The organism is Polynucleobacter sp. JS-Safj-400b-B2 (genome assembly GCF_018881975.1).
GTDB lineage: Bacteria > Pseudomonadota > Gammaproteobacteria > Burkholderiales > Burkholderiaceae > Polynucleobacter.
This window is the reverse complement of record NZ_JACVPJ010000004.1, coordinates 168,038-189,781: the sequence shown is the minus strand read 5'-3', so window position 1 is coordinate 189,781 and position 21,744 is coordinate 168,038. Positions and strand designations below refer to the sequence as shown.

Genomic DNA, 21,744 nt, shown 5'->3' with positions numbered 1-21,744 from the left:
TTTATCCGTTACTTGACCAATAGATGAGCTACATCAGGACGAAGAACTATCAACCCCTCACGTTTCTCGATAACCAACCCGCATGACTCAAGCAATCTGACTGTGCCTCTAACCTCAAGCCCATAAGCGATAAATTTAAGGGGGAGCTCAACCCCCAAATTAGTTACATTCAGATCAGCCTTCATGGTTGAATATTTGGGATCGGTAGTAATTGCATCAAACAGATCTAAGACACTTCGATCAATTTTAGAAATATCGATAGAAGGTTTTTTAGGTGTTATAGCAACAGCTTTAGCCTCAGCTGGAAGAGTTGGTGTACGACCTATTGAGGCATTTTTATGAAGTAAAGCGTCAGCCTTTATTTCCGCCATAGACTCCGACATCATGCTTGCATTTGGCGCATGCGCATTGCCATTAAATTGATTTTCTATCGACTTTTGGTACAGGTCTATTGCTTTTTCATGGGATTTTCTAACGATTGCAGTAATTCGTGATTCGCCTGGAGATGGAATGTCGGGCGGATTGATTGACTCAAACATTTGGGCAACAATGCGGCTATCAAACTTTGCCCAAATGCCTTCTGGAAATAATTTCCATGACATACCTGCACCCAGCATCCTTGAAACGGGAACGCTCTTATTAAACCAATTTGCATGAAATGTCTTGCTGCCACTTAACCAGTGATGCATTGACTTGTGCGTTGATAGTGGGCTCCAAATTTCACCATCCTCATTTGTAATGGTGACGCCCGAAAAAAGGAACGCCGGCACCGAAGCAATGCTGGCGCAAAAGGCCGCGAACTTATACTGGGGCTCATAAAGCGCCCTGTCCTCAACAGTTCCTTGAGTAAATATCGATCCTTCGGCAATTCTCAAGGCCATCATCGAAACAATTAGCCCATACTCTAGCGCCCCATTTTCATAAGCGTAATACTCTCGATTAAGCGGTGAGGACATAACTGAAGCCGACAGCCCCAATAAGACCGGCATAACATATTTTTGGAAATTGGCGTGACCTAGCGCTGAATCGCGCTCTATTAAGCTTAGAATGCCGAGCTTTGCGTCAACCTGGTGCAATAGTTCCTTTGGGCTAAAAACCTTAATTTCCATTTACCAAGAATAGAAAATATTTTTTAAACAACAAAAATCAATATCGCTAATTAATTTATAGAATTTGATTTGTTATTTAATTAGCCGTAGCCGATACCGTTACCGTGGTCGAACATTGCGACCCCGTGAGCACCCCACTATTGCAGTAATAGCTAGAAATACTGGCTGCGCTTGAGCTGGTGATCGTGCAGCTGGCACCAGACAGTACGCCTCCTGATATGCAGGAGTAGGAGCTAATTGAGGCGGCGTATGAAGTGGCCATCGTACAAGCGCTACCACTGAGTGTGTAGCCGCCAGGACAAGTTTTATTAGTGTTGTAAACCTGACAAACGGGCGCACCCTGAATTATTTGACAGCTACCTACGGCCCAGCCTGATGCTGCGATTGTTGTATTGGCGGGTAGTAAAGCCCTCATTTCACGGCAAAAACCGTTACCAAGAGGCCCTCCGGCGATAAAGCCGCCACCATAAAGACATGGGTTAGAAGATGCGTAAGTTGAGGCTGTAGTTACTGATGATATACATGCGCTGCCACTCAAACTCCCACCACTCGGGCAGTACCAGTTTGCGGACGCCGCATAACTACTGCTCGTAACGCAGCTCACCCCACTCAAAACCCCATTAGAACAATAGTAGTTGGGAATAGCAGCGCTCAATACCGTGATAGAACAAGTCTGCCCCGAGAGCGTATAGCCTGCAGGACAGCTATAAGTAACTGGGTTGCAACCTAGCGGTTGCCACGTCAAATTAGAGGTGGTATTACAACTTAGAGCCTGCCAGGTTCCTGAAGCGCCAGCTTGAGAGGGAACGTTCTGCCATGTTTGAGCATATGCGGAGCCAAGGTTTACCCCCCGAGATATTGAGACCTAGGAAGAGAATGGCAGCTGAGATTAAGTTGCGAAAATTTACTGCGGAGAACTTCATGACAAAACTCTTTAAAAGATCAGAATTAATCTATTAAAGGGTTTCGATTGGCCGCTGCCAGTATGAATGGCGGGGAATAATTGAGGGAAATGAGGTCCAGGAGCCTAATTAAGGCTCCCGGCAGATTAAAATATATATGAGTATTTTCTGGCGAATCAGCAGCAAGCGGCGGAACCATGAGTAAATTCCTGCTATTTTTAAATAAACACATCCCGACCATATTGACGGTGAAAAACTTATGAAAACTATCTTACGGAAAGCCCTCGCATGGAGCGCTCGCTTAGCGCTGTTAATGATTACATTAAGCGTAGCCTTTTTCATTGCAATGACGCTTTGGATGGTTTTTGCGAAACGCGATACAGGCGCGCTCTTCTTTTTGGTTTTAGTAGGATTTATCGCAATTTATTTTCTTGCAAATAAGAAAATAAATCTTGAGAAGCATGGCTTTAATGCTTACATGAAACGACACGACTTAAGCGGAAAAACCAAATGCTTTAAATGCGGATCCACAAATATAGGCACAATGAATGGCAGGAATAATAGTGATCGTAGGACGCATTTTTGCCGAAATTGTGGCGAGAATTTATTTTTTAGCGCCGAATAGTTACTCAATTGCAATTTAGCCTGATGCCATGCAAGCCCGTTCATTTAAAATGTCTGCATGTTGTCATTTTCTTGCAGAGAATCCGGCCTTGGCATTGAGAATGTTATCCAATTCATCGCAACCATGTCCGATTTTCCTAACTTGACATTCATATTTCATGGGTAGAATTGAGATATGAAAACAAAACATTCACTCCTTATGAAAGACGTCCTTGCAGCTGGATTGGCGCTTTTTTCTTTGATGGCATCGGTGGACGCAAATGCTTGGGGCTGGAACGAAACTATGCAAGCAATGAGGGTATCCCTACATGGAAATCCTGCCTGGCATGGGGAAGGAAATTCTGATGGCGAAGGAATTGCCCAAGAATTCCTAAGTGGAAAAATTGTGTACGCACGAACAAAACCTAACTATAGCTATGCAGTAACAGAAAAGGTACTCCAAGATTTGTGCGGCCCAAATGAAAGTTCGAAATATGGCAAAAGACTTTTTGACCCGGAGCCTAGTTTTTGTACCAACCCCAATGCTGTTGATAACTACGCAATTGTCAGATTTACGTTCGACTCTGGAGTTGCGACTTGGAATTATTATTCTCTCTTGCTCCCAAAGACTGTGGCTGATGCTATTGAAGATAAAATCCTCAAAGTTCAGATGGGAAACACTATTACAAGAGAGCCGCCTCAGCTTTTAGGTGTGCTTGATAAAACTGATGCATGCAAGGATGACGGCCCATTATTGCCAGCGGGAAACAATAAAATTATTTGCAACGACTGGACTTGGGAGGCGCTGCATAACCAATACTGGGGTAAAGAAGTGCCGCCAGAACTAAAAGCCCTTAATGGCAGTGCCGTTAAAAAAGCTGATTAACCAGCGCTAAACGCAGAACAAGTAGCACGGCCAATAGCTGATAGCGCACTTCAAGCTAAGCCTCAATAACTCAATTGAGTAGGGTGAGTGATTGTTTCTCAACCCTCTCGCCCAGACGCTACTGCCTCCTATGCGATTCCTGTTCGTCATGCCGCAGCTTTGCCTGCGGCCTCTTTCGGGTTTGCGGTCGCCCACGACTCCGTTGCCTTTTAGCTAGTGGCTCCCACTATTAGGACCGCTGAGGAGGCTTTCGCCCCCAAGTCATAGACAATAGCCACGGCCGCTCTATGACGCCCGTGAGCGCGCTTTTTTGACTCTATTAATTAAAGTCCGGCGTGTTGTAATGCACCACGGTTGGATCATTTAAATTCAAACTCGGTGCAGCACATTGCTGCAATTGCCCACCAGTTAAATTCAAGTTAGATTTGCAATACTGAAAACGCTCATAAACCGAACGCATGTTGTCATTTTCTTGCAAAGTATCCGGCCTTGGCATGGTGCCTGGATCCAATCCAGAGGCATAGCAACTAGACTGACTAACGTACATAGGACAGCTTCCCAATAGAACCTGCTGATCTGCAGTTAGCCCATATCCAAAGTTGGATAGTATTTGCTTGCCTTCAATGGCCAATAGTAATGCACTCAAGTATTGGTTATTTACTTGGGCTGGGGTTTGCGCGCCATTTTGGATTTGGCCATAATAGCTGGCTTGTGCATCAACGATACTGGTTGATCCTTGCGCTGTAAATGCAGCAGTGGCATATATGGCCCCACCCGCAACGGCCTCAGCAGCAACAGCGGCGCCACCAGTTAAACCCAGCGCAGTGCTTGTAAGCCCAGCAGTTTCAAACAACGCTAATCCCGCCCCTCCACTTAGAGCTCCAATTGCAATCGCCACAATCATGAATGCTGCTACCGTCCAGCTAGAATTCGATTCGTCTGCCGAATATAGCAAATCTTTGGCTGTTGGTGCATTACCACCCTTCCACGGGCTTAACGATATCCCAGAATTCAAAATATGCTCAGGCGCATCGCAGCCGGACCCACCGTTCACAGTCACAGCGCAGATGGCAGTAGTTGTACCATGTGGATTCATTTCCTTTGTGCCAGCAATAAACCAGCTAGTGGAGGCGTATCCACGGGTGTGAGTTGTTGTGGTCTTTCTTAAAAAGTTTCCTGAGGTGGTCGTCCATTGTTGCAAATCAGGCACATCAACGCTCATGAACCCTACCGGCGCCTGGAACTTCGCCATAGCAGCACCCAAAATAACTGCAGCAGCTTGAGGGCTCACATTATAAAAAATGGGGTCAGTTTGATCACCGGAATAAAAACTTAAAAAAGGATCATGCGTGACACCAGTGGCCCGCTCCGCCTGAGTGGTAAGCATCCGCTGGGCCTTGAAAAATCGCCCGTATAAAGGTGTGTAATCAATACGGCGCATATGGTAGATCGAATCACTACCGTACCAGGTCTCGTAGACCTCCACTTTTAACTGAGATAATTCAGCAAAGTATTTTGAATAGACGACATATGAGCCTTTGCCGTTAACCCTCTTCATAACGCTGGCAACCGTAGCGGGATCTAGACCTCTAGCGCCTGCTTCCCTATCGTTTAGCTGAACCCAGTGCGGAGTATCGCCTTCCATAATCTTGATTGAGGCGTAATTGGATGTCCAAGTATTTTGTAAATCAACATCCATGATCGGCACGGCATTGACTGCGGGTTTATAGACCAGCTCACCACTTACAGGGATTTGAACGGGCGGATAGAAGTTTGGATTTGGATACTGACCGGAAGCCGCAAAAGCATTCCCAACAGGGCCAAAGGTTTGTATAAGAACGAAAAAGAGTGCAAGGCTATGTAGGATCTTTTTGAGGATTGGCATGGTATTGCCATCATCCATAAATATTACCCGTCCTTAGTATTGAATGCTGACAAATTTTGGAAGAATTGGCTTGATTGGATGTGCGTTTTGCCAAATTTATCCTCGACCATGTAACCACTAGTGGTCCACGGTTGTTAGTCTAAGCAATTGATTTAAAACAAAACCTATTTGTTAAAACACGACCGTCGAGGGTAAATCCCCCAAAAATATTAATACGCACCAACGGCAGTTTGAGACATCACCGTCCCCCCTGGTAAGTTGGTAAATATCGTCGCTGTATAAGGCGCCTGCGTCATATTTACATTTGCGTTGTCAGGACTTCTCACCAGGTCAGATGAGTTATCAAACAGAAATAGGTTGCCAAAACCATCCGTCACATCAGACATTGACAAAGCCAGCAACCCATTCAGATTAACCTGTGGCAATGTTAAAGCCACCCCTCCCGTAGATGGAATTGGTCCGCTGGAGTCGAAATTTGATGAAGCCGCTCCAGTTCTGCTTGCGTTTGCAAAGTAATCAATATTAGGTGAGCGTCCTGCACCCACTTGATATCTCGCGGCATAAAATATTTCCAACGCACTGGTGATTACTGATAGGCGTTTAGCTGTAATATCAATCGCATTTTTTGCAAGCCCCTTGCCGTCGATGAGAACGCCGACATCATCGCCAACTGTGGTTAATACACCGTTTGCTGATAAGTTTGTAGCGGGATCAATCGTACCGTTGCGACCGCCGGATACGATGGCAATCGTATGGTAGTTAACAGTAATGCCATTCATAACAACCTGTTGTTGAGGTGTAATAAAAATGCACAATGGCTCGCCATATCCATCTTGGTAGTTTTGGGTATATGAATTGGCCAAGTATTTAGCGATAGGTGCAAAAGTGCTGCTGTTTGTTCCGGTACAAAGTTTGTTGGACTGGCGAAGGCTTTGATTGATTGTTAGGTTTGGGCCACCAGGCGTGACGTTATTTGTAAAAGTCAATACTTGGCCTGGATTTGACTCCATCACCGAGAAATTATCTGAATAGGCATTTTGAAGACCCGTTTGAATATTTTTCAATATCTCAGTAGTTTGAATCTTCCCATAAAACCTTCGTCCAGCATCAAATGCCTGCGTAGAAAGTGAGATCAATATACTCAGCAAAATAATCGATATGAGCATCTCAAGAAGAGTAAATCCACCTTCGGACCGATATTTCTGTCCAACCTCTACCCCCGCGCCTAAAGGCAGGGGATTTACGTGTCGCCTGTTATAGTGTTTTTGATGATATTGAATTTGCATGATGATCATAACTTTTTCTCAAGCTCATCACGATCAAATGCAACGGCCAAAGCTGTCTCATGGTCAATTCGACCTTCGTCGATAAGCTTAAGCAACGAATCATTTAATAAGAGCTGACCATCCTTGGAGCCCGTGTACATCTCAGATCGAATCCCAACAATGTCATTTTTCTTAATGAGATTACGAATGGGATTGGTTGGGTTTAATACTTCTACACCAAGGCAGATCTTCTTTTCGCGGTCACGCATGGCAACCTGAGAAACAACGCCGCAAAGAACCGATGAAAGCACGTTAAGAACGGCGGCGCGTTCAGCCCCTTCATAGAAGCTAGCAATACGCTCAATTGTTTGATAGGCCCCATTGGTATGTAACGTAATCATAACAAGATGACCCGTTTCTGCGGCTTCTAGGGCGATATCCATCGTCTCGCGGCCTCTAACTTCGCCAATGAATAGTGTGTCAAAGTCCTTCCTCAAGGCTGATCTAAGGCATTCCCCGTAAGACGGCGCATCTGCATCAGGCCCAATTTCCAATTGGTCAATGAGGGATTTATTGCTTTTAAATAAATATTCAATTGGGTCTTCAGCCGTGATTATGTGCTCACTTCGGGTGTTATTAAAGTGATTAATAATAGAGGCGCAAGTAGTCGATTTCCCGCTACCAGTGGCCCCTGTAACGGCGACAAGACCTCTGCTCTTACTGAAGAGATCAAGAACTTTGTTTGGAATGCCAAGGGATTCAAATTTCAGCAGCTTTTCTGACAATTTACGCAGAACTATCCCCACCTGCCCACCAACTAAAAATACCTGTCCGCGCAATCGGTTTTTTCGAACGGTGATAGCAAAATCATGAGCTCCGCCCTTCTTCTTAAGTCGTGATTTGCAATCAGGAAAAACATGGGCATCTATCCAGCTCTGGATGACACCTGAGTCGATTGGCTCAACATTGGCTTGAAAGTGATTTCCAATATCAGACCGGAGCCATGGCGTCATATTCTCACGGATGTGAATATCTGTTACGGTATGGTCTTGCAGTATTGTGTCAATGAGGTCAGAAAGGTTCATATATATCATCTATGGTTGTGTTACGGTCATGAAAATTGGTTGCCCCCAAGGCGTAATCATCTCTAGGGATGCGGTATATGGAATATCTAAATTTGAATTTTGCAAATTAGAGAAGAGAAAATCATTGCCCCAGGCATCCCGCATTTCCAATGCGCTTATATTTGTGATTGCAGGAAAATTGCTGGAAACCACCGATGCATAGGTGTTAATACAGGGAATATCGTCGGGCGCTGGATTGGAGCAGTCTTGTGCGCGAAATAAGTTAGAAGACGAGTGCCCAGTTGAAACGCCAAACCCCGAACTAAACCGCTGAGCTAGTCTGGACCCAAGGTTATCTAAGGCAGCTATCGATTTAGTTAATAATGCGTCCTGTATTGACTTGGTTGATAACAGCAAAGAAGTCGAATTTGGTGCAGGGGAAAATTCTCCTGTCGCCGGATTAAATGCAGATGTATCGACGCCGCCTTTAGGTGAAACCCAAATGGCAAATACATGGTACGGGGAGCAATATTTCAAATCCGTGCAATTCTGCCCAATCAGAATCGAGGATTTTATATTCACAGAGGTTGGTAAATTCTGAGCAAAATTTGATTGCAAAAATTGGTCCGAAAAGGCAGACGAATTCTGGCTGTTAGCAGCGGCATTTATCTCATACCACTGAACAATCGCATTTTTAACCTGCCGGATTGAATCGTTGTAAACGGTCGACTGTTTGGCCACCTCATTTTGGGTGATGCGGCTAGACCAGCCCAAGGCGAACGCCAATAATGCCATCGCTAAAAACGCAACGGTACCGTATAAAACGAATCCACCTTGACCCCTTTTTGACAATTAGTTGGTCTCTTCAATCAATATGCTGACGCTACCAACTGAGCTCGATCCTGAGCCTGGATTGATAATACAAGTAGTGACCGGAGAGACATTAAATGTTCCGCCGGAAGTTTTCGAGTTATTGCAAATTCTACCCAGTTCATATAGCGTAGAGCTTGGAATATTCGACACGTCAATCTGATAGAAAGTCCCGAGCCCAGTTGCTGGTGTCGGCTGAGTCGAAATCGTTGCGACGGCACTAGAAAAATCTGAGAAGAGCCCATTGCCGTTGCTATCTGTTTGAACATTGTCCACATAAGGGCCATGCCAAGTAGCCGAGATATCAACACCGCAAAAATTTTGGCTAGCGCCGGAAAACGTGTTGTCCTTAATGGTTTGAAGTTGCTTTGGATAGCAACCAGTATCAAGCTTTACGCGTTTCATGCCGTCAGAATAAATCTTCAGATTATTTAGTAATTTCGTGGCTCGAGTTGAATCACCGCTAAAATTTGAAACAGCAAGCGTAGCCAAGATGCCAATAATGACAACAGTAATAATTACTGAGATTGGGTCAAATGCCCCGCGCTGAGTCTTCTTTCTAGCAACGCCATAAGGGCGAAAAAGTGGCAGGATTAGTGTAGGTGAATGCATAAAATTCCTTTAGAAGCTTGAAATCATAGGGCCCATAATTGGGTAAAGAACTAACATAAAAACAATTACGACAATCGTTCCCAAAACTAACTTTGAAAAAAGTTCTACCAGGTCGCCAATTTTTGACGACATGGCTTCAACGTCTTCCTTGAGGTTGTTTGAGAAGTTAATAAGTTCGTCTGCAAGTGATCCTGAATTTTTTGCCGCAATATATGCAGACGTCACAAATAGGGGGAATTGTGCAATTTGTATGGCGTTATTTTCATCAATGCCGGCCTTAATTCGTTTTGAGAAAATCGAAATTGAGTCTCGCGTTTCATCGCGTCTCACGGTCTTAGCCAGCACATCCATAATCTCGTCAGGGCGAACACCGGCCCGGTACAGTAATCCATATATTGACCAAATTTGAGCATGCTCTGCATAAATGGAAAAATTTTTAATTAGGGTAATTTTGTCCAGGATTCTTACCAATAAATTTGATTTCAAAAATGAAATAAATAGCACTGGCAACACCACGTAAGGAACTATAAAAAGAGGTGGATACTCATTAGCAGCCCTAACAAAATCGTAAAAAACGATCACATAATCTGGAATCTTTAGAGCATCTTTGCCAACCTTCTCAAAGAAAGAAAGCATTTTTGGGGCTAGTTCAAAAATTAATCCTGGAATAAATAAGTAAAAACCAAAGACAGCGATTTTTAACATTCGCAGCATCCCTGAAATTGCTACCCGCAACTTTTCTTGATCGGCAATTTCTTTCGATAGATCTAGGAATCCCTTTCCAGTTTGGCCGCCCTCCTGCATCGCCTTTATCATCATGCAATGGCGATCGTCAATCCCAGCAATCTTCATTGCCTCATAAATTCTTTCGCCTTGCTCAATTGAGCTTTTAATAATCGCGATGGCGCTACTTAAACGCTTATCCGTGACAAAATCTTGCCCAGCACTAATGGCCTCTAGTGGTGACCCATTGTTCCCAAGGCGTACGCCGACAGTTCGATAAAATCGAGAAAGTTCTTTTTGATCTACCTTCGCGCCCAGCCATGTATTAATCGTCTCAAGTAGGTTAATTTTGATGTATGGCTTAAAAAAACCATTTTTCTTAACTTTAAAATAAGCTAAATCCAGTGAGCTGGCGATCACCATCCCTCGAGTTGGCTTAACGGCTTCCCTTCCATTTTTATCCAATGACTTAGCGGAAAATGAATAAGTAAATTGCATAATTATTCTTTGCGCGTGACTCTAGAAACCTCTTCCATAGAGGTAATCCCCTGAGCAACCAACTTCAATGCGTTTGCCCGTAAATTTGAGTCTGAGCGAATGCCCTTTCTAGCAATCGCTGATGGCGCAGCGCCCGACTCAATCATGCCCCTAATTTCGGGGGTTACCACCAGAAGCTCGCAAATCATCCTTCTTCCGCGATAACCCCTGTAATCACAATGAGGGCATCCCGATGGATTCCTAGTAAAAGCCTTCTTATCATATTTATCCAGCCACAAATGATTTAATTCGTCAGCGGTACGGTTGCTTTCGTCTGGGATTTTGCATTTGATGCACAAGACCTGCACTAGGCGCTGTGCAAAGATACCCAGCAAAATCGACGCCAAAGTCGACATATCCAGTTTAAAGTTTTTAAGGCGCCCAATCGCTAGCGCAGCATCATTGGTATGCATTGTCGTTGCCGCTAGATGCCCTGTGTTTGCCAAATCGATCACAATTTCTGTGATCTCGGCATCTCGTACCTCACCAGCCAAAATAACGTCTGGGGCATTCCTCAAAAGACTCTTAAAGATTCTTTTTGCCCCATCGACTTCGCTGGTGTTGGCATTAGATCCCGCTTTAGGGATTTGGTACTGCATCCACAATCCCTTTGAATACTCAACTGGATTCTCAATTGACTGAACCCATCTCTCGATGGGGTCTATTAGATTAAGCCAGGCGTATAAGGTCGATGTTTTTCCGCTGCCAGTTGGGCCGCATACTATTAAAAGACCATGCGAAGTTTGAGAAAATTCAGTTAACTGTTCTGATGTTGTGGGATCCATGCCCAGCTGTTCAAAGTCCGACGCCTCTGATTGCTGATCCAAAATACGCATTTCAACTGAAATAAACCCATCTTTGTTTTCTGCGTAAGAAGTTAATTGAACTCGAAAGGCATATCGATCAATAATTTCAGGGAATTCTTTTCTATCCCTTTCCGTAAACTCAAGCTTGCCTTCTAAGGGCGTGGTTTTAAGGGAATCAGAATGTGCCGCATCCAACTTAAATTTATTGACTATTTTTGCGTAAATCTCCCAACTAATAAATCGAAATAACTCCCCTACGCCACCTACCTTAAGCAATATCACACCCCCCGTATTAGTGCGCATCGGATGAATCATGATGTCTGAGGCACCCATGTAACACGCGTGACGAATAAGGCTATTGATGGTCCTATTTAATGCCTCGGCCCCAGAGTCTTTTGCAAAATCAATTTGAATTAATTCCTCATGAATCGCATCAAATTTTTGGGCCGTGTTTGCAAAAAATTGTCTATAAATAGACTGAATGGTTTTGTTACTTGCAATCTGCCAGATAATTCGATAGCCCTCAAAATGATCCTGAGCTTTATTTATTAGCAGCCTTTCGGAAACTGCAACCGTAATGGTGTTGGCCTCCTTATTGATATCTACGGGTACAAAGCCCTCAAAATCCGGTATTTGAACCCACTTACTGATTTCGATATTGTTTACTCTCTCAATAATTGTGGGGTCAAGGTATTCCATTCCCTCCATATAGGCATTAATTTTGGCAATCGTCTCTGGATTTACAAACCCATAATCAGATGAGCGCATAACCTCGCTTAACGATTCTCTAGTGACGCGAACACGTTGGAGCGCCGCCTTTATGTGAGACTCTTTAATACCAAATTTTCGCAAACCATCCTCTAGGGAAATTCTTGCCATTTTGTCGAGTTCATCGCTGGATTGATTTGGTTGTGTTACCAATTGATTTGTAAGTTTTTCGGCAGGTGTAGCCTGGACATTGCCAACTACATCAACCTTGTTTGGCGCCGAAACCATAAGCTTATCTTTGGCCCCACCAGTTACTTCTGGTATATTTTTGGTATGATTTTTTATTTCGATTGGCATTGATTGGCTCTATGGTTACAGCCATATTTTTCTCAATACCAACTCCAAAACCATAACCAATCATTAAGAAATTTTTGCAGAATAAAAATTAAAAAAATATCTTTTAATTTTTTTGGCCCGTGAGCGCCTTTGCAAACGGCACGGCAAGGTTTTGTAAGCCTTCGGCGCCCTCGATCTTCTCTTCTGCACTGAGTTCCGACGAGCGCCGACACACCCAAGTCCACACACCGCCGCACCTTGGTTTTGGGGTTTGGGGACGAGCGCACCGTCAGGGGTAACCCTATAAAGAAACTAAATCAACCCATTAAAAGGTTATGTTTACGTTGCAAGGGAAGAAGTAATTAGATAAAAGTAGGTGAAACAAAATCGCCAAGTTAGGAGCCCGCCATCGGGGTAGTCTAATTGCTAGTCAAATACTGTAATTATTTTTACAGTTTTCGGAAGTTGACATCGCATTTACTCATGAGAACCTAATAGTGCAATTATTTTTATTGCATTAGACCTGTAGTACAACTTAATTAAGGACAAGCTCATGAGCGAAAATCAAATCGCGCAATATCAATCCCTATCAAAACTTACTAGCGATGACCGAACGGTCGTGCTGATGTTAATAAACGGAATTAATACATTACGAGACCAGGCGTCTCGCACCATGATAGACATCGGGTTAAAGCTTAATGAGCTGGAAAGCCATGTGCCTGATAATTTCTTGGAAATAGTTACAACACATTGTGGATTCTCCAGTCGAAATGTACGAAAACTTCAAACAGCTGCCGCAAACTATAGGCTTCATTTTGAAAATCTTTCAGCCCCTGAATTTAAAAAATTTCGCGAATTTCCAATCGCCAAGCTAGCATTACTTGGCCAAGATACAGATCCTGAAATTATCGAAGAGTTGAAAAATTTAGCTATTAATGGCACTCTTTCAAACTCAACAATAGACAAGGTGCTCGACTCAATCAAGGAAAACCGCGTAAATGCAGAGAAGTTATCTGATTATGAGCGAGAAAATATTGAGTCAGAATCAAGAATTATTGAATTGGAGCGGCAACTCAAGGAGGTTGAATCCGAAACAGCTCAATTACGAGTTAATTCTCGAAACGCATCAGATCGAGTACTGGAGCTTGAAAAAGAAAATAAGCTAATCCAATCGGATTTGATTGATGAAACCAAAAAACCGCCAAGAATTGTTGAGATTGAAGTAACTAAAGAGGTCTTGCCAAAGCGATATAAAACACTAGAAGATGCAGTTAACTCAATCGAGGATGAGATAACGGAGAAATCATCTGAGAAAGAAAGAATCCTCGCCGAAATTCAACATGAATCAAAGCGATTAAATGACATCAGAAGCGAATTTGAAGCAAAAAAAGTTTCCTTAGAGAGTGTGGAAAAAATTGTGGCCGATATTGATATCATCATCGCCAAGTATCCATCTGCGTTAATCACTCAAATATCGGCTTCAGCACCAGAAAGCAAAGCGATTCTTCAGGGGCTTAGAAAGAAATTATCAGCCTTAGCGTCTCAACTTGCAACCTAATCAAAGCTCCAAATAACGAAAGGAAAAGCATATGGAATCAAATCGTACGATTGTTAGCACTCCCCAGCATGTTTTGGATACAATTAGACGCTCAAATGAAGCTGTAATTGACACCATAATTGAAACAGGCAAGTCAGTTAACGGCCTCATTTATGGCATTCCTCCCGGGATTATTGATGCTATTTGCAATGCAAAGCGCTTTGAGCGCAATAAGCTGGCTGCACTCAACTTCCCAATTTGGGAGTGCCGAATCAAAAATAAATCCGTGATAGAAAAAATGATGGTGAGCGGAGTTGCAAGCGACGAGGCAATCAATGCACTGCTAACCTCAATCCAGGTAAGGGGGTAATATGGAATTTACTCCAATACGGCGTAACGCCATCTCTCGCAAAGAGCGTATAGCCCTAGCCCCTCAGCTTTTGGATTGCGGCGCAAGAGCCGTAACAATCTCAAAAGTACTGGGTTTATCTGCAACCGATGCCCGAAACATTTATCGTGACAAGTTTGGAACCAAAAGCGCAAGCGGTAAGACTCCAGAATCCGAATCATGGTACTTGCAGACCGACTCACGGCGCATTCACTCCTCGATGTTTTTGCAGATCTATGATGACGTAATGAAGTTTAACTATGATCCTGTACGCGGGTTTTTGCGTGCTTACAGCCTCTATTATGATGATATCTGCCAAAAGCAAACCGACTTAACCCCTGAAAGAGCTCACCTACTCATTCGCATGAAGAGAGATTCGGAACGATTGGGGGCTAAGGGTGAAATTCATGTTCGTCAAGTTAGCAAATCTGTTTTTGGTGCGGAAACCAACAAGACCAAGTCCGGCAAAAAGATCATAAACAAAGATGATGAAAGAGAGGTTGATGTGATGGTCTTTAAATCATGTCGTAAGTGCGGAGTTAAGCACATTGTCTCCAAGGCGTCCCTCAATTACAAATGCCCATCATGCGAAGATGCTGAAGCCTATCGACAGCAATAGCCAACCCTACAAACAACTAAAGCCCATCGAAAGGACGAACTGTCCAGTCTTTGGGCTTTAATTATTATCGCTAATTACTCTTCAACCGCATTGACAGTTAAGTCGATTTTATGGGCTCTTGTAGAGGCAATGGGATTTTCACCTTCCCGCGCCTTCCCAAAGATATCAACTAAAACACCATCATCCTCACGCTTCACATAGACAGAGAAGCCGTCAACCGTAATCCAAGCCGAGCTCTCAGAAGGTCTTAACGTGTAATCTGACCCGTCTTGTCCAGAATCCATGCTTAAGGCTTGGTTTTGTTCTTTTTCTCTTAGCAACTTTTGAACAAATAAAATCAAATCGCACGGATCGAATTTTAACTGCTCCGCTCTTGCCAGGCAAGTTGAAACATAATCAGATCGAATGGACTCCGGGTCTAAAATTGCTTCATAAACATACTCAACGGCTTTTTCCAAAGATTCTTGCGCAATATCGAATTCACCATAAACAACATATAGGCCGCCATTCCTTGATAGAGCAACAGCTCGATCTAATTGGGATAGAGGCACCCTCGAAATAAGCCGCCCAGATATATAGACTGGATTATTGTCGCTACGAGCAGCTAGCTCATAAAACTCCACTAGAGGCTTGTCTTCTCGGTTAATTTGGCTACCACACACTCCAAATACTTCATATTTACTGACTATTCTTAAACCAATAAACGTACCATAGCCATTATCAAAAATATACATATGCTTTCCTTTTTGAGATTGCTCTGGGCCAATTGCGCTCAGAGCAATCATTTAGATTGTAAAAATTTGAGGCGCTTCATTCACCTCATTTGTTTCGTTGTAGTAATGCCGAACGGTGATTGCGCGCTTATCCCGGTCAAATTCAGCCGTACCGCCGCCACCGGGCTCTCCATCGTAATATGCGCCGTAAAGGTCAGAAATTAATCCCTCACTAAAGTCGCGAATTCGATCGAATAATTCACCACCCCCATTACCACTAATGCTGGAATCAACCTCTTGAATTCCACCATCATCCCCTGCGCCGCTATAGAAGACCGTGATAATTTCACCATCAACCATGGCTTCAATGATCTGCATCGCTGTTTGGCGCTCTTCTTGGGATCCAAATTTAACGATTTCACCATCGGACTTTAATGTTGCGCCCTCAGACACCTCTTGGGTGATGTAGTCAATAAAGACTGCTTTAACCTCATCACCAGAAAAATACCTTCCAGCAAGATCGCCAGTTCTAATACTTAAAGACTCTTGGATACTCTTGCAGGCAGCGTCTAGCGCTTGTTCTGCCAATAGTTCTATTTGCTTTATTTCCATTGCATTCCTTTCTATGCCTAAATTAAGGCGATTAAAAAGGTAACGGTAGACTTTCTTATTAACCCCTTCTTGAGGTCAATAAGAAAGCCCCGTAGGGCCTTCCATTACATTTTAGATAGATCTTTAGTCCTGGTGATTCGTGACCAAATGTCGCAAAAATCTACGCCCTCCTCATCTGGGACTTTAATTCGCGCTTTTTGATCGTTAGACTTAAGCTTTTTTAGTAGTTGCTGGGCATAATGCTCCCCAGGTCTCCAACCAGTTTTCACGTCAACCGGATCGCGGTCTGCATAAATAATTACCTCATCAAACATGCCATTGGGAATATCAGCTTTCGCCAAATTTCCGGCATTTAAAAAGACCCATACAGCAATCTTGTTATTTGAGGCCGCCATTATTGCCAAACCAGTTTCAATGCCTTCGCAAACAGCTAACTTAGTGGATTGAGTATTGTTTAGGCGAATTGCATCGCCAGAAAGCATCCTCTTCCCCTTCATTTGCTTTTTCACATTTGCAAATGGAGCCTTAAATCCATCAGCAGTTAAGTAGGTGCGATGTAATGTGATTGGTTCGCCAGACGATGACTTGGCTCTTGCGAGCATTGCTGGCCACTTACCTTTTTTACCAACCCCTTCTTCGTAATACTCAATTCCCGGATGAAAGCGAACCTCTGAAGACAGCCATTCCAATTTAAACCCTGGCACACGATAGTTAATGTATCTTGCAACAGGATCGCCATTGGCGATTGATTTAGAGCCGACCCACAGATTTTGCAGAGCCTTCCTTAATTTATTAACATCATTCGCAGCAGCCTCTTTTTTTGCAAAGGCTTGACGCTTATGTGGTGTTATTAACTGCGCTCCATTTAATTTTTTGACAGCTTCGGCTATAGTGCATCCGGTGTATTTTGAAATTAGTGTTAGACCATTTCCAGCCCCGCAAAAAGAACAAAAAAACGTGCCCTTACCGCCTTTATTATCAAACCTAAATCTATCGGTGCCACCACATGTTGGGCATGGGCCATGTTTTTTTGATAGAAATTGACGATCAATGCCAAAACGCGGCAAAGTCGATTCCCAATCAATTGAAGTTAAATCAAACATATTGCTCTCCTTGCCACTATTGGGCCAAATAAAAAGAGCAAAGCCTGAATGAGTCATGAGGCTTTTTTAATGAATTTACAAACCCATTAAAAAAGCCCCCGAAGGGGCTCTTATCAAATCAATCGACAAATAAAACTAGTCGATCATATTTTTTCATGACTTCCTAAAACGGTTATGGGCTATTAAATAATTGTTAATAGCCATAGAACCAAATGCCACTTAAGCTTCACCCAGTTAATGGTCAGACTAGAGATTGCATTGTGTAAATTAAACCTAGTTTTAGGTCGCTTAACGCTTATTTATTTACACTTTTTAATGGATGTCGATCCCTCGCAAAACATTCATGCCAAATAATTTGGGCTTATGCACCATTGTTATTTTTTTCTAAACCCAGAGTCTTTTAAGTAATGGGAATTTTTTGAGTTTTTTATGGCTATGGAATTTGCTGGACCAACTGTAAGTGGCGCCTGCGCTAAATTTAATATGTTTCTGTGCTGAGAAATTAAGTCATCAATGATTTGATAACAGGGCATTCACCATGATTTTCATCTCTATTGGTACTTAGCCCTGCAATCCCGCTGGGGATTGTCAGCCTACAGCCATCTTCGAGCCTTAAGGGTGTTGAGATAGACCATAGATTAGATTCGCAGTTAGTTCTTTATGTGCCGCTCTCCAGAGAACCGAACCTGCTGGCAATGCATGTTCTTGTAAACTCGACAGAATTCCGTAAATCTCTAACTTACCCCAATAAAATATTCCGCGGAGGGCTTATGCCGGATACAGACACAGCTGGAGCACGCTTTTCATTCTTCAAGGGCGGTGAAGATATTATCGCCCCGAAGGGGGGCGATGATTTTGACTGGGAGAAAGGTGCGCTGCGTGTACGCGAAAACCTTCATGATGCGCTGAACGCCAAGAATCTAGGTTTTTTGTTTGGGTCTGGATGTTCTTCACTGGTTGTTGACGGCATGCAGCGGGGAATCGATACTATGGCACCCCTTGCCAAGGAATTCTTAGAAGCCAAACCGGGCTTTGACGACAATAGATTTCCCAGTGCAGAGGAGCGAAAGAGTTTAGCGGAAAATCTCGGTCTTGATCTCAATGCTGAGGAATTTTCGGGGAATCTCGAACGCCTTATGGAGGCGTTACACAGCTTCCAGTTCATACTTAAACGCAGCTCCAACAAGGAGATGGCAAAGGGAGCAGCCGCGGTAGATTCGCTGGTGGAGAAAGTGACCGCGTTCGTAACTCAGAAGTGCTCCGAAGCGCCCTTCTCCAAAGGAGATAATGCAATTGTGGGCTTGTATCAGGCTTTCTATCGAAAGTTGATCTACAGAGACAGGACACTTCCGCGGCCATGGATATTCACTACGAATTACGACCTAATCAACGAAATCGCGCTAGACAGGCTCGGGATGCCGTACTGCAATGGCTTCTCCGGCACCGTCGAGCGCAGGTTCAATCCGACGACCTATCGGTACGCATTGGCTGAGCAACTTGATGTCACGAGTCGTAAATGGGCTACTGTTGACAGCTTTGTCTATCTTTGCAAGCTGCATGGCTCTATCAACTGGATCGAAGAAGGAGGAAGCCTATTTCCGATACGAGAGGTTCACTTGGCTGCCGCAACAAAAGGAAGCCGTGTCATGATCTATCCGACCCCTATGAAGCAGAATGCGAGCTTTGGGTCGCCATACGCCGATCTATTCAGGGAATTTCAAGGGCGAATCGTGCGCGATCAGAGCGTTCTTTTTGCCCTTGGATACAGCTTCAATGATGAGCACGTCAACAATATGATCTTTCAAGCACTCACTATCCCGACATTTCGCTTGGTGGCATTCCTCCCTCCAGACGCTACTGGAGTAGCGCAGAAGCTCCGCTCGCTTAGCGATCCTCGGATCTGGATAATAGGAGGATCTGGCCCGAATCCAGAGACGAAAGCGCACTTCTTCGACACATTCGTTGAGAAGTTTATGCCTGAATCGCCTGGAGACAAGGTTGATACCGCTGTGAAGAAAGTGCTACAAGAACTGGTCACAGAGAGTGTCAAAGCGGCGACCAAGGAAAGAAGTGACCATGACGACTGATGACCGACGCCGAGCAATCGGCAAGGTAGTGTCGGTGGCTGCCGATCGCCTAGTAGTGGAGCTACATGGCGGGTCCGCTAACTTCACAGTCGTAGGTTTTGATGATGTTCACTATGTCGCGCGACTTGGGTCCTTTGTCGTGATGCCAGCACAATCGGAGTATGTCGTTGCGGAGGTTGTCGGCTTGCGGGAGAAGGACTCTCTTTCATTTCGCAGTGAGCGCGGCGAAGCGACAGAATTAGATAAAGCGAGTTCAGCAAAGTATCTGGATCTAGTTCCGGTAGGCATGCTTCCTCAGCGACGCGATGGCGCTTTCAGGTTCGGCGTTTCAGCGTTTCCGTCCCTCTACGCCGATGCCCTCTATGTCTTGGATGAGGAGCTTGATAGGATCTTTGAAGTTCAAAATTCGACCGAGATCGTTCCACCGCCAACAGGCGATAACTTAGCAACCCGCTACAACGCATTGTCGATCGGGACCTCAGTTGTCTTCCAAAACTATGCCGTCAAAGTCAGGGTTGATGAGTTTTTTGGCGGCCACTCGGCAGTTCTTGGCAATACGGGCAGCGGTAAGTCATGTACAGTGGCCACCTTACTGCAGTCGTTATTCGAGAAGAAGGATGAATTCTTCGCGCGAGGCGCCACTTTCCTTCTCCTTGATGTCAACGGAGAATACCGTCTGGCCTTTAGCGAACTGCCTCACTCTGTGCGGCGACGATATCTGAAGCTGGAAGCTGATCCAGCTACCCCACCTACCGCGCCGGCAGATGCGGCCGAGACTACCGCAGTATTCCGACTTCCTCACTGGTTTATGACCGTTGAGGAGTGGGAGCTTCTACTGCGTGCCAGCGAGCGGACACAACAGCCAGTCCTTCGATCTGCCCTTGGGTTGGCAACTTTGTTCTCGCCCGCAGGCGGCGACCAAAAGGCACTTGAGAAACTCAAGAACCATATCTTGGCTAAATGCCTTCTTTATGTGCTGAATTCGGATGAAAGCTCTGCAGCAAAAGGTGATCGAGTAAAGGCTTTACTTTTAACTTTTCAGACGGCTACATTAACATTAGAGGAGCTAGGGCCCCTCGCGTCTATCAGCTATGGAGAAATGAAACAGCTTAGCCAGTTGATAGAAAAACTAATGGAGCAATTGGATGATGATGTCAAGATTCCGAATTACTCGAACAAAAGTTTTCACTTTGATAATCTAGAACAAGCTTTTGATCTGGCGCTTCTTTATGAGGAGGCGCATGGGAACATGCAAATTCGAGATTACTGCTCACAAATGATCACGCGTTTTAAGTGGATTCGCGAACGTGATGAATTCGCCTTTTTAAGGGTGCCGCCCGAACAGCTTAAGGAGCACGAGCAAGACGTAGCGCAATTCGTTGAGAGCTGCATCGGCCTCTCTCGTAAGGATGGCAAGTTCGAGAAGTCCGCCCAAGTCATTGTGCTCGATATGAATGAAGCAAGCGATGAAGTTGTCGAGCTAGCCTCGGCTGTTATTGCAAGACTGCTCTTCGACCGACTGCGCCGTGCGGAGCCAAGGAACAGAACTCCAGTTAACCTCGTTCTCGAGGAGGCTCATCGTTATGTCGCAGAGCGCCCGTCTGGCCATGCGATTGACGCGAGTCGCATTTTTCAACGCATTGCCAAAGAGGGACGGAAGTATGGCCTCTTTCTCATGGTTGCATCGCAACGACCAAGCGAGTTATCTAAGACGGTTCTGTCGCAGTGCTCAAATTTTGTAGTGCACCGGATCCAGAACCCTGACGACCTTCAACATATTCGGCAGATGACGCCGTTTGTCTCCGATAGCGTTATGAAACGCTTGCCATCTTTGCCAAAACAGCATGCTCTGATCTTTGGGAATGCAGTCAATCTTCCGACGACGTTTAAAGTTCGAGACGTGAAACCAAGGCCAAAGAGCGACGACGCGGCAATTCGTGAGTTGTGGTTCCGACCAGCAGATAAGGAGCCGGATTTGCAGGTTCCGAGTCAAGCATGACTATCATGCGATGCAAGCCAACTTAAACCAGCGAAGCTCAATAAAATAGCTGAAGTGTTAAGCTCAAAGAAGTGCAGGATTAGCATAAAAAATTTGGAAGTTGGGGATGCTCTTATTTCCCTTCGTGATTTTAGGTGGGGATCAAAATCGCATGGGCGACCCATGACTCATACTCGTATGCGATGCTTCATCTTGGTCTTTCAGTAATTCATGCGGATTTGGACTACATGTACTCAAAAATTCCCGGCACTTGACTCTTGCTTCTCCAGAATAATTAGGGCCCTGCGTCATGGCCTTTTAGCAGCTAAAAGAATGGGTTAAGCACCCAGTCAAGATAAACGTGAGCCTCAAACAGAATAGACAAAGGGCTTAACTGGAGC

Annotated in this window: 20 protein-coding genes; 8 read left to right on the top strand and 12 right to left on the bottom strand. The window is 44.5% G+C overall.

Annotated features, from left to right (window positions below; translation table 11 throughout):
* Nucleotides 1-8: 8 nt before the first annotated feature.
* Complete coding sequence (locus ICN48_RS06530; protein WP_216152893.1) at nt 9-1,109, bottom strand: TraI domain-containing protein; 1,101 nt, start codon at nt 1,107-1,109, stop codon at nt 9-11.
* 76 nt (nt 1,110-1,185) lie between these two features.
* Nucleotides 1,186-1,854 carry a hypothetical protein gene (locus ICN48_RS06525; protein WP_216152892.1) on the bottom strand — a complete coding sequence of 223 codons (669 nt, stop codon included), beginning with the start codon at nt 1,852-1,854 and terminating at the stop codon, nt 1,186-1,188.
* 416 nt (nt 1,855-2,270) lie between these two features.
* On the opposite strand from ICN48_RS06525, the gene ICN48_RS06520 reads away from it, so the two are divergent.
* The 3 genes from ICN48_RS06520 to ICN48_RS13850 all read left to right on the top strand — a co-directional run bounded on the left by ICN48_RS06520 (nt 2,271) and on the right by ICN48_RS13850 (nt 3,713).
* Nucleotides 2,271-2,636, top strand: a complete 366-nt coding sequence (locus ICN48_RS06520) for a hypothetical protein (protein WP_216152891.1) — start codon at nt 2,271-2,273, stop codon at nt 2,634-2,636.
* A gap of 174 nt (nt 2,637-2,810) precedes the next feature.
* Complete coding sequence (locus ICN48_RS06515) at nt 2,811-3,500, top strand: hypothetical protein (protein ID WP_216152890.1); 690 nt, start codon at nt 2,811-2,813, stop codon at nt 3,498-3,500.
* A gap of 87 nt (nt 3,501-3,587) precedes the next feature.
* Nucleotides 3,588-3,713: a hypothetical protein gene (locus tag ICN48_RS13850; RefSeq protein ID WP_255539494.1), complete on the top strand. Its 126-nt coding sequence runs from the start codon at nt 3,588-3,590 to the stop codon at nt 3,711-3,713.
* A 106-nt stretch (nt 3,714-3,819) separates the two neighbouring features.
* Here ICN48_RS13850 and ICN48_RS06510 read toward each other — a convergent pair whose 3' ends face one another.
* The 7 genes from ICN48_RS06510 to ICN48_RS06480 form a co-directional block, all read right to left on the bottom strand.
* A complete protein-coding gene (locus ICN48_RS06510) occupies nt 3,820-5,403 on the bottom strand; it encodes a hypothetical protein (protein WP_216152889.1) in 1,584 nt (527 codons plus the stop codon).
* A 191-nt stretch (nt 5,404-5,594) separates the two neighbouring features.
* Entirely contained in the window at nt 5,595-6,671 is a 1,077-nt protein-coding gene (locus ICN48_RS06505) for a prepilin-type N-terminal cleavage/methylation domain-containing protein (protein WP_216152888.1), read from the bottom strand.
* Between the two features lie 5 nt (nt 6,672-6,676).
* Nucleotides 6,677-7,735: a type IV pilus twitching motility protein PilT gene (locus tag ICN48_RS06500; RefSeq protein ID WP_216152887.1), complete on the bottom strand. Its 1,059-nt coding sequence runs from the start codon at nt 7,733-7,735 to the stop codon at nt 6,677-6,679.
* Between the two features lie 9 nt (nt 7,736-7,744).
* Nucleotides 7,745-8,566 (bottom strand): hypothetical protein, encoded by an 822-nt coding sequence (locus tag ICN48_RS06495; RefSeq protein WP_216152886.1) that lies wholly within the window; start codon nt 8,564-8,566, stop codon nt 7,745-7,747.
* A complete protein-coding gene (locus tag ICN48_RS06490; RefSeq protein WP_216152885.1) occupies nt 8,567-9,196 on the bottom strand; it encodes a hypothetical protein in 630 nt (209 codons plus the stop codon). It lies immediately after the preceding gene.
* A gap of 9 nt (nt 9,197-9,205) precedes the next feature.
* Entirely contained in the window at nt 9,206-10,417 is a 1,212-nt protein-coding gene (locus ICN48_RS06485) for a type II secretion system F family protein (protein WP_216152884.1), read from the bottom strand.
* 2 nt (nt 10,418-10,419) lie between these two features.
* Complete coding sequence (locus ICN48_RS06480) at nt 10,420-12,327, bottom strand: GspE/PulE family protein (protein ID WP_216152883.1); 1,908 nt, start codon at nt 12,325-12,327, stop codon at nt 10,420-10,422.
* Nucleotides 12,328-12,859: 532 nt separating this feature from the next.
* Between ICN48_RS06480 and ICN48_RS06475 the strand changes: the two genes are divergently transcribed.
* The 3 genes from ICN48_RS06475 to ICN48_RS06465 are packed head-to-tail and all read left to right on the top strand — an operon-like array spanning nt 12,860 to nt 14,850.
* The gene (locus tag ICN48_RS06475; RefSeq protein WP_216152882.1) at nt 12,860-13,864 is read left to right on the top strand and encodes a hypothetical protein; all 1,005 of its coding nucleotides are present in this window, start codon (nt 12,860-12,862) and stop codon (nt 13,862-13,864) included.
* Between the two features lie 31 nt (nt 13,865-13,895).
* Nucleotides 13,896-14,213 (top strand): hypothetical protein, encoded by a 318-nt coding sequence (locus tag ICN48_RS06470; protein WP_216152881.1) that lies wholly within the window; start codon nt 13,896-13,898, stop codon nt 14,211-14,213.
* Between the two features lies 1 nt (nt 14,214).
* On the top strand, nt 14,215-14,850 hold the full coding sequence (locus ICN48_RS06465; RefSeq protein ID WP_216152880.1) for a FlhC family transcriptional regulator: 636 nt from the start codon (nt 14,215-14,217) through the stop codon (nt 14,848-14,850).
* Between the two features lie 74 nt (nt 14,851-14,924).
* On the opposite strand, the gene ICN48_RS06460 is transcribed toward ICN48_RS06465, so the two are convergent.
* From ICN48_RS06460 to ICN48_RS06450, 3 genes are all read right to left on the bottom strand, one after another.
* On the bottom strand, nt 14,925-15,584 hold the full coding sequence (locus ICN48_RS06460) for a hypothetical protein (protein WP_216152879.1): 660 nt from the start codon (nt 15,582-15,584) through the stop codon (nt 14,925-14,927).
* A 51-nt stretch (nt 15,585-15,635) separates the two neighbouring features.
* Nucleotides 15,636-16,175 carry a hypothetical protein gene (locus tag ICN48_RS06455; RefSeq protein WP_216152878.1) on the bottom strand — a complete coding sequence of 180 codons (540 nt, stop codon included), beginning with the start codon at nt 16,173-16,175 and terminating at the stop codon, nt 15,636-15,638.
* A 104-nt stretch (nt 16,176-16,279) separates the two neighbouring features.
* Nucleotides 16,280-17,278, bottom strand: a complete 999-nt coding sequence (locus ICN48_RS06450) for a toprim domain-containing protein (protein WP_216152877.1) — start codon at nt 17,276-17,278, stop codon at nt 16,280-16,282.
* 770 nt (nt 17,279-18,048) lie between these two features.
* Between ICN48_RS06450 and ICN48_RS06445 the strand changes: the two genes are divergently transcribed.
* Both ICN48_RS06445 and ICN48_RS06440 read left to right on the top strand, forming a co-directional pair.
* Entirely contained in the window at nt 18,049-19,365 is a 1,317-nt protein-coding gene (locus ICN48_RS06445; RefSeq protein ID WP_216152876.1) for an SIR2 family protein, read from the top strand.
* The gene (locus ICN48_RS06440; protein WP_216152875.1) at nt 19,355-21,364 is read left to right on the top strand and encodes an ATP-binding protein; all 2,010 of its coding nucleotides are present in this window, start codon (nt 19,355-19,357) and stop codon (nt 21,362-21,364) included. The genes ICN48_RS06445 and ICN48_RS06440 overlap by 11 nt, the downstream gene beginning before the upstream one ends.
* Nucleotides 21,365-21,744 lie beyond the last annotated feature (380 nt).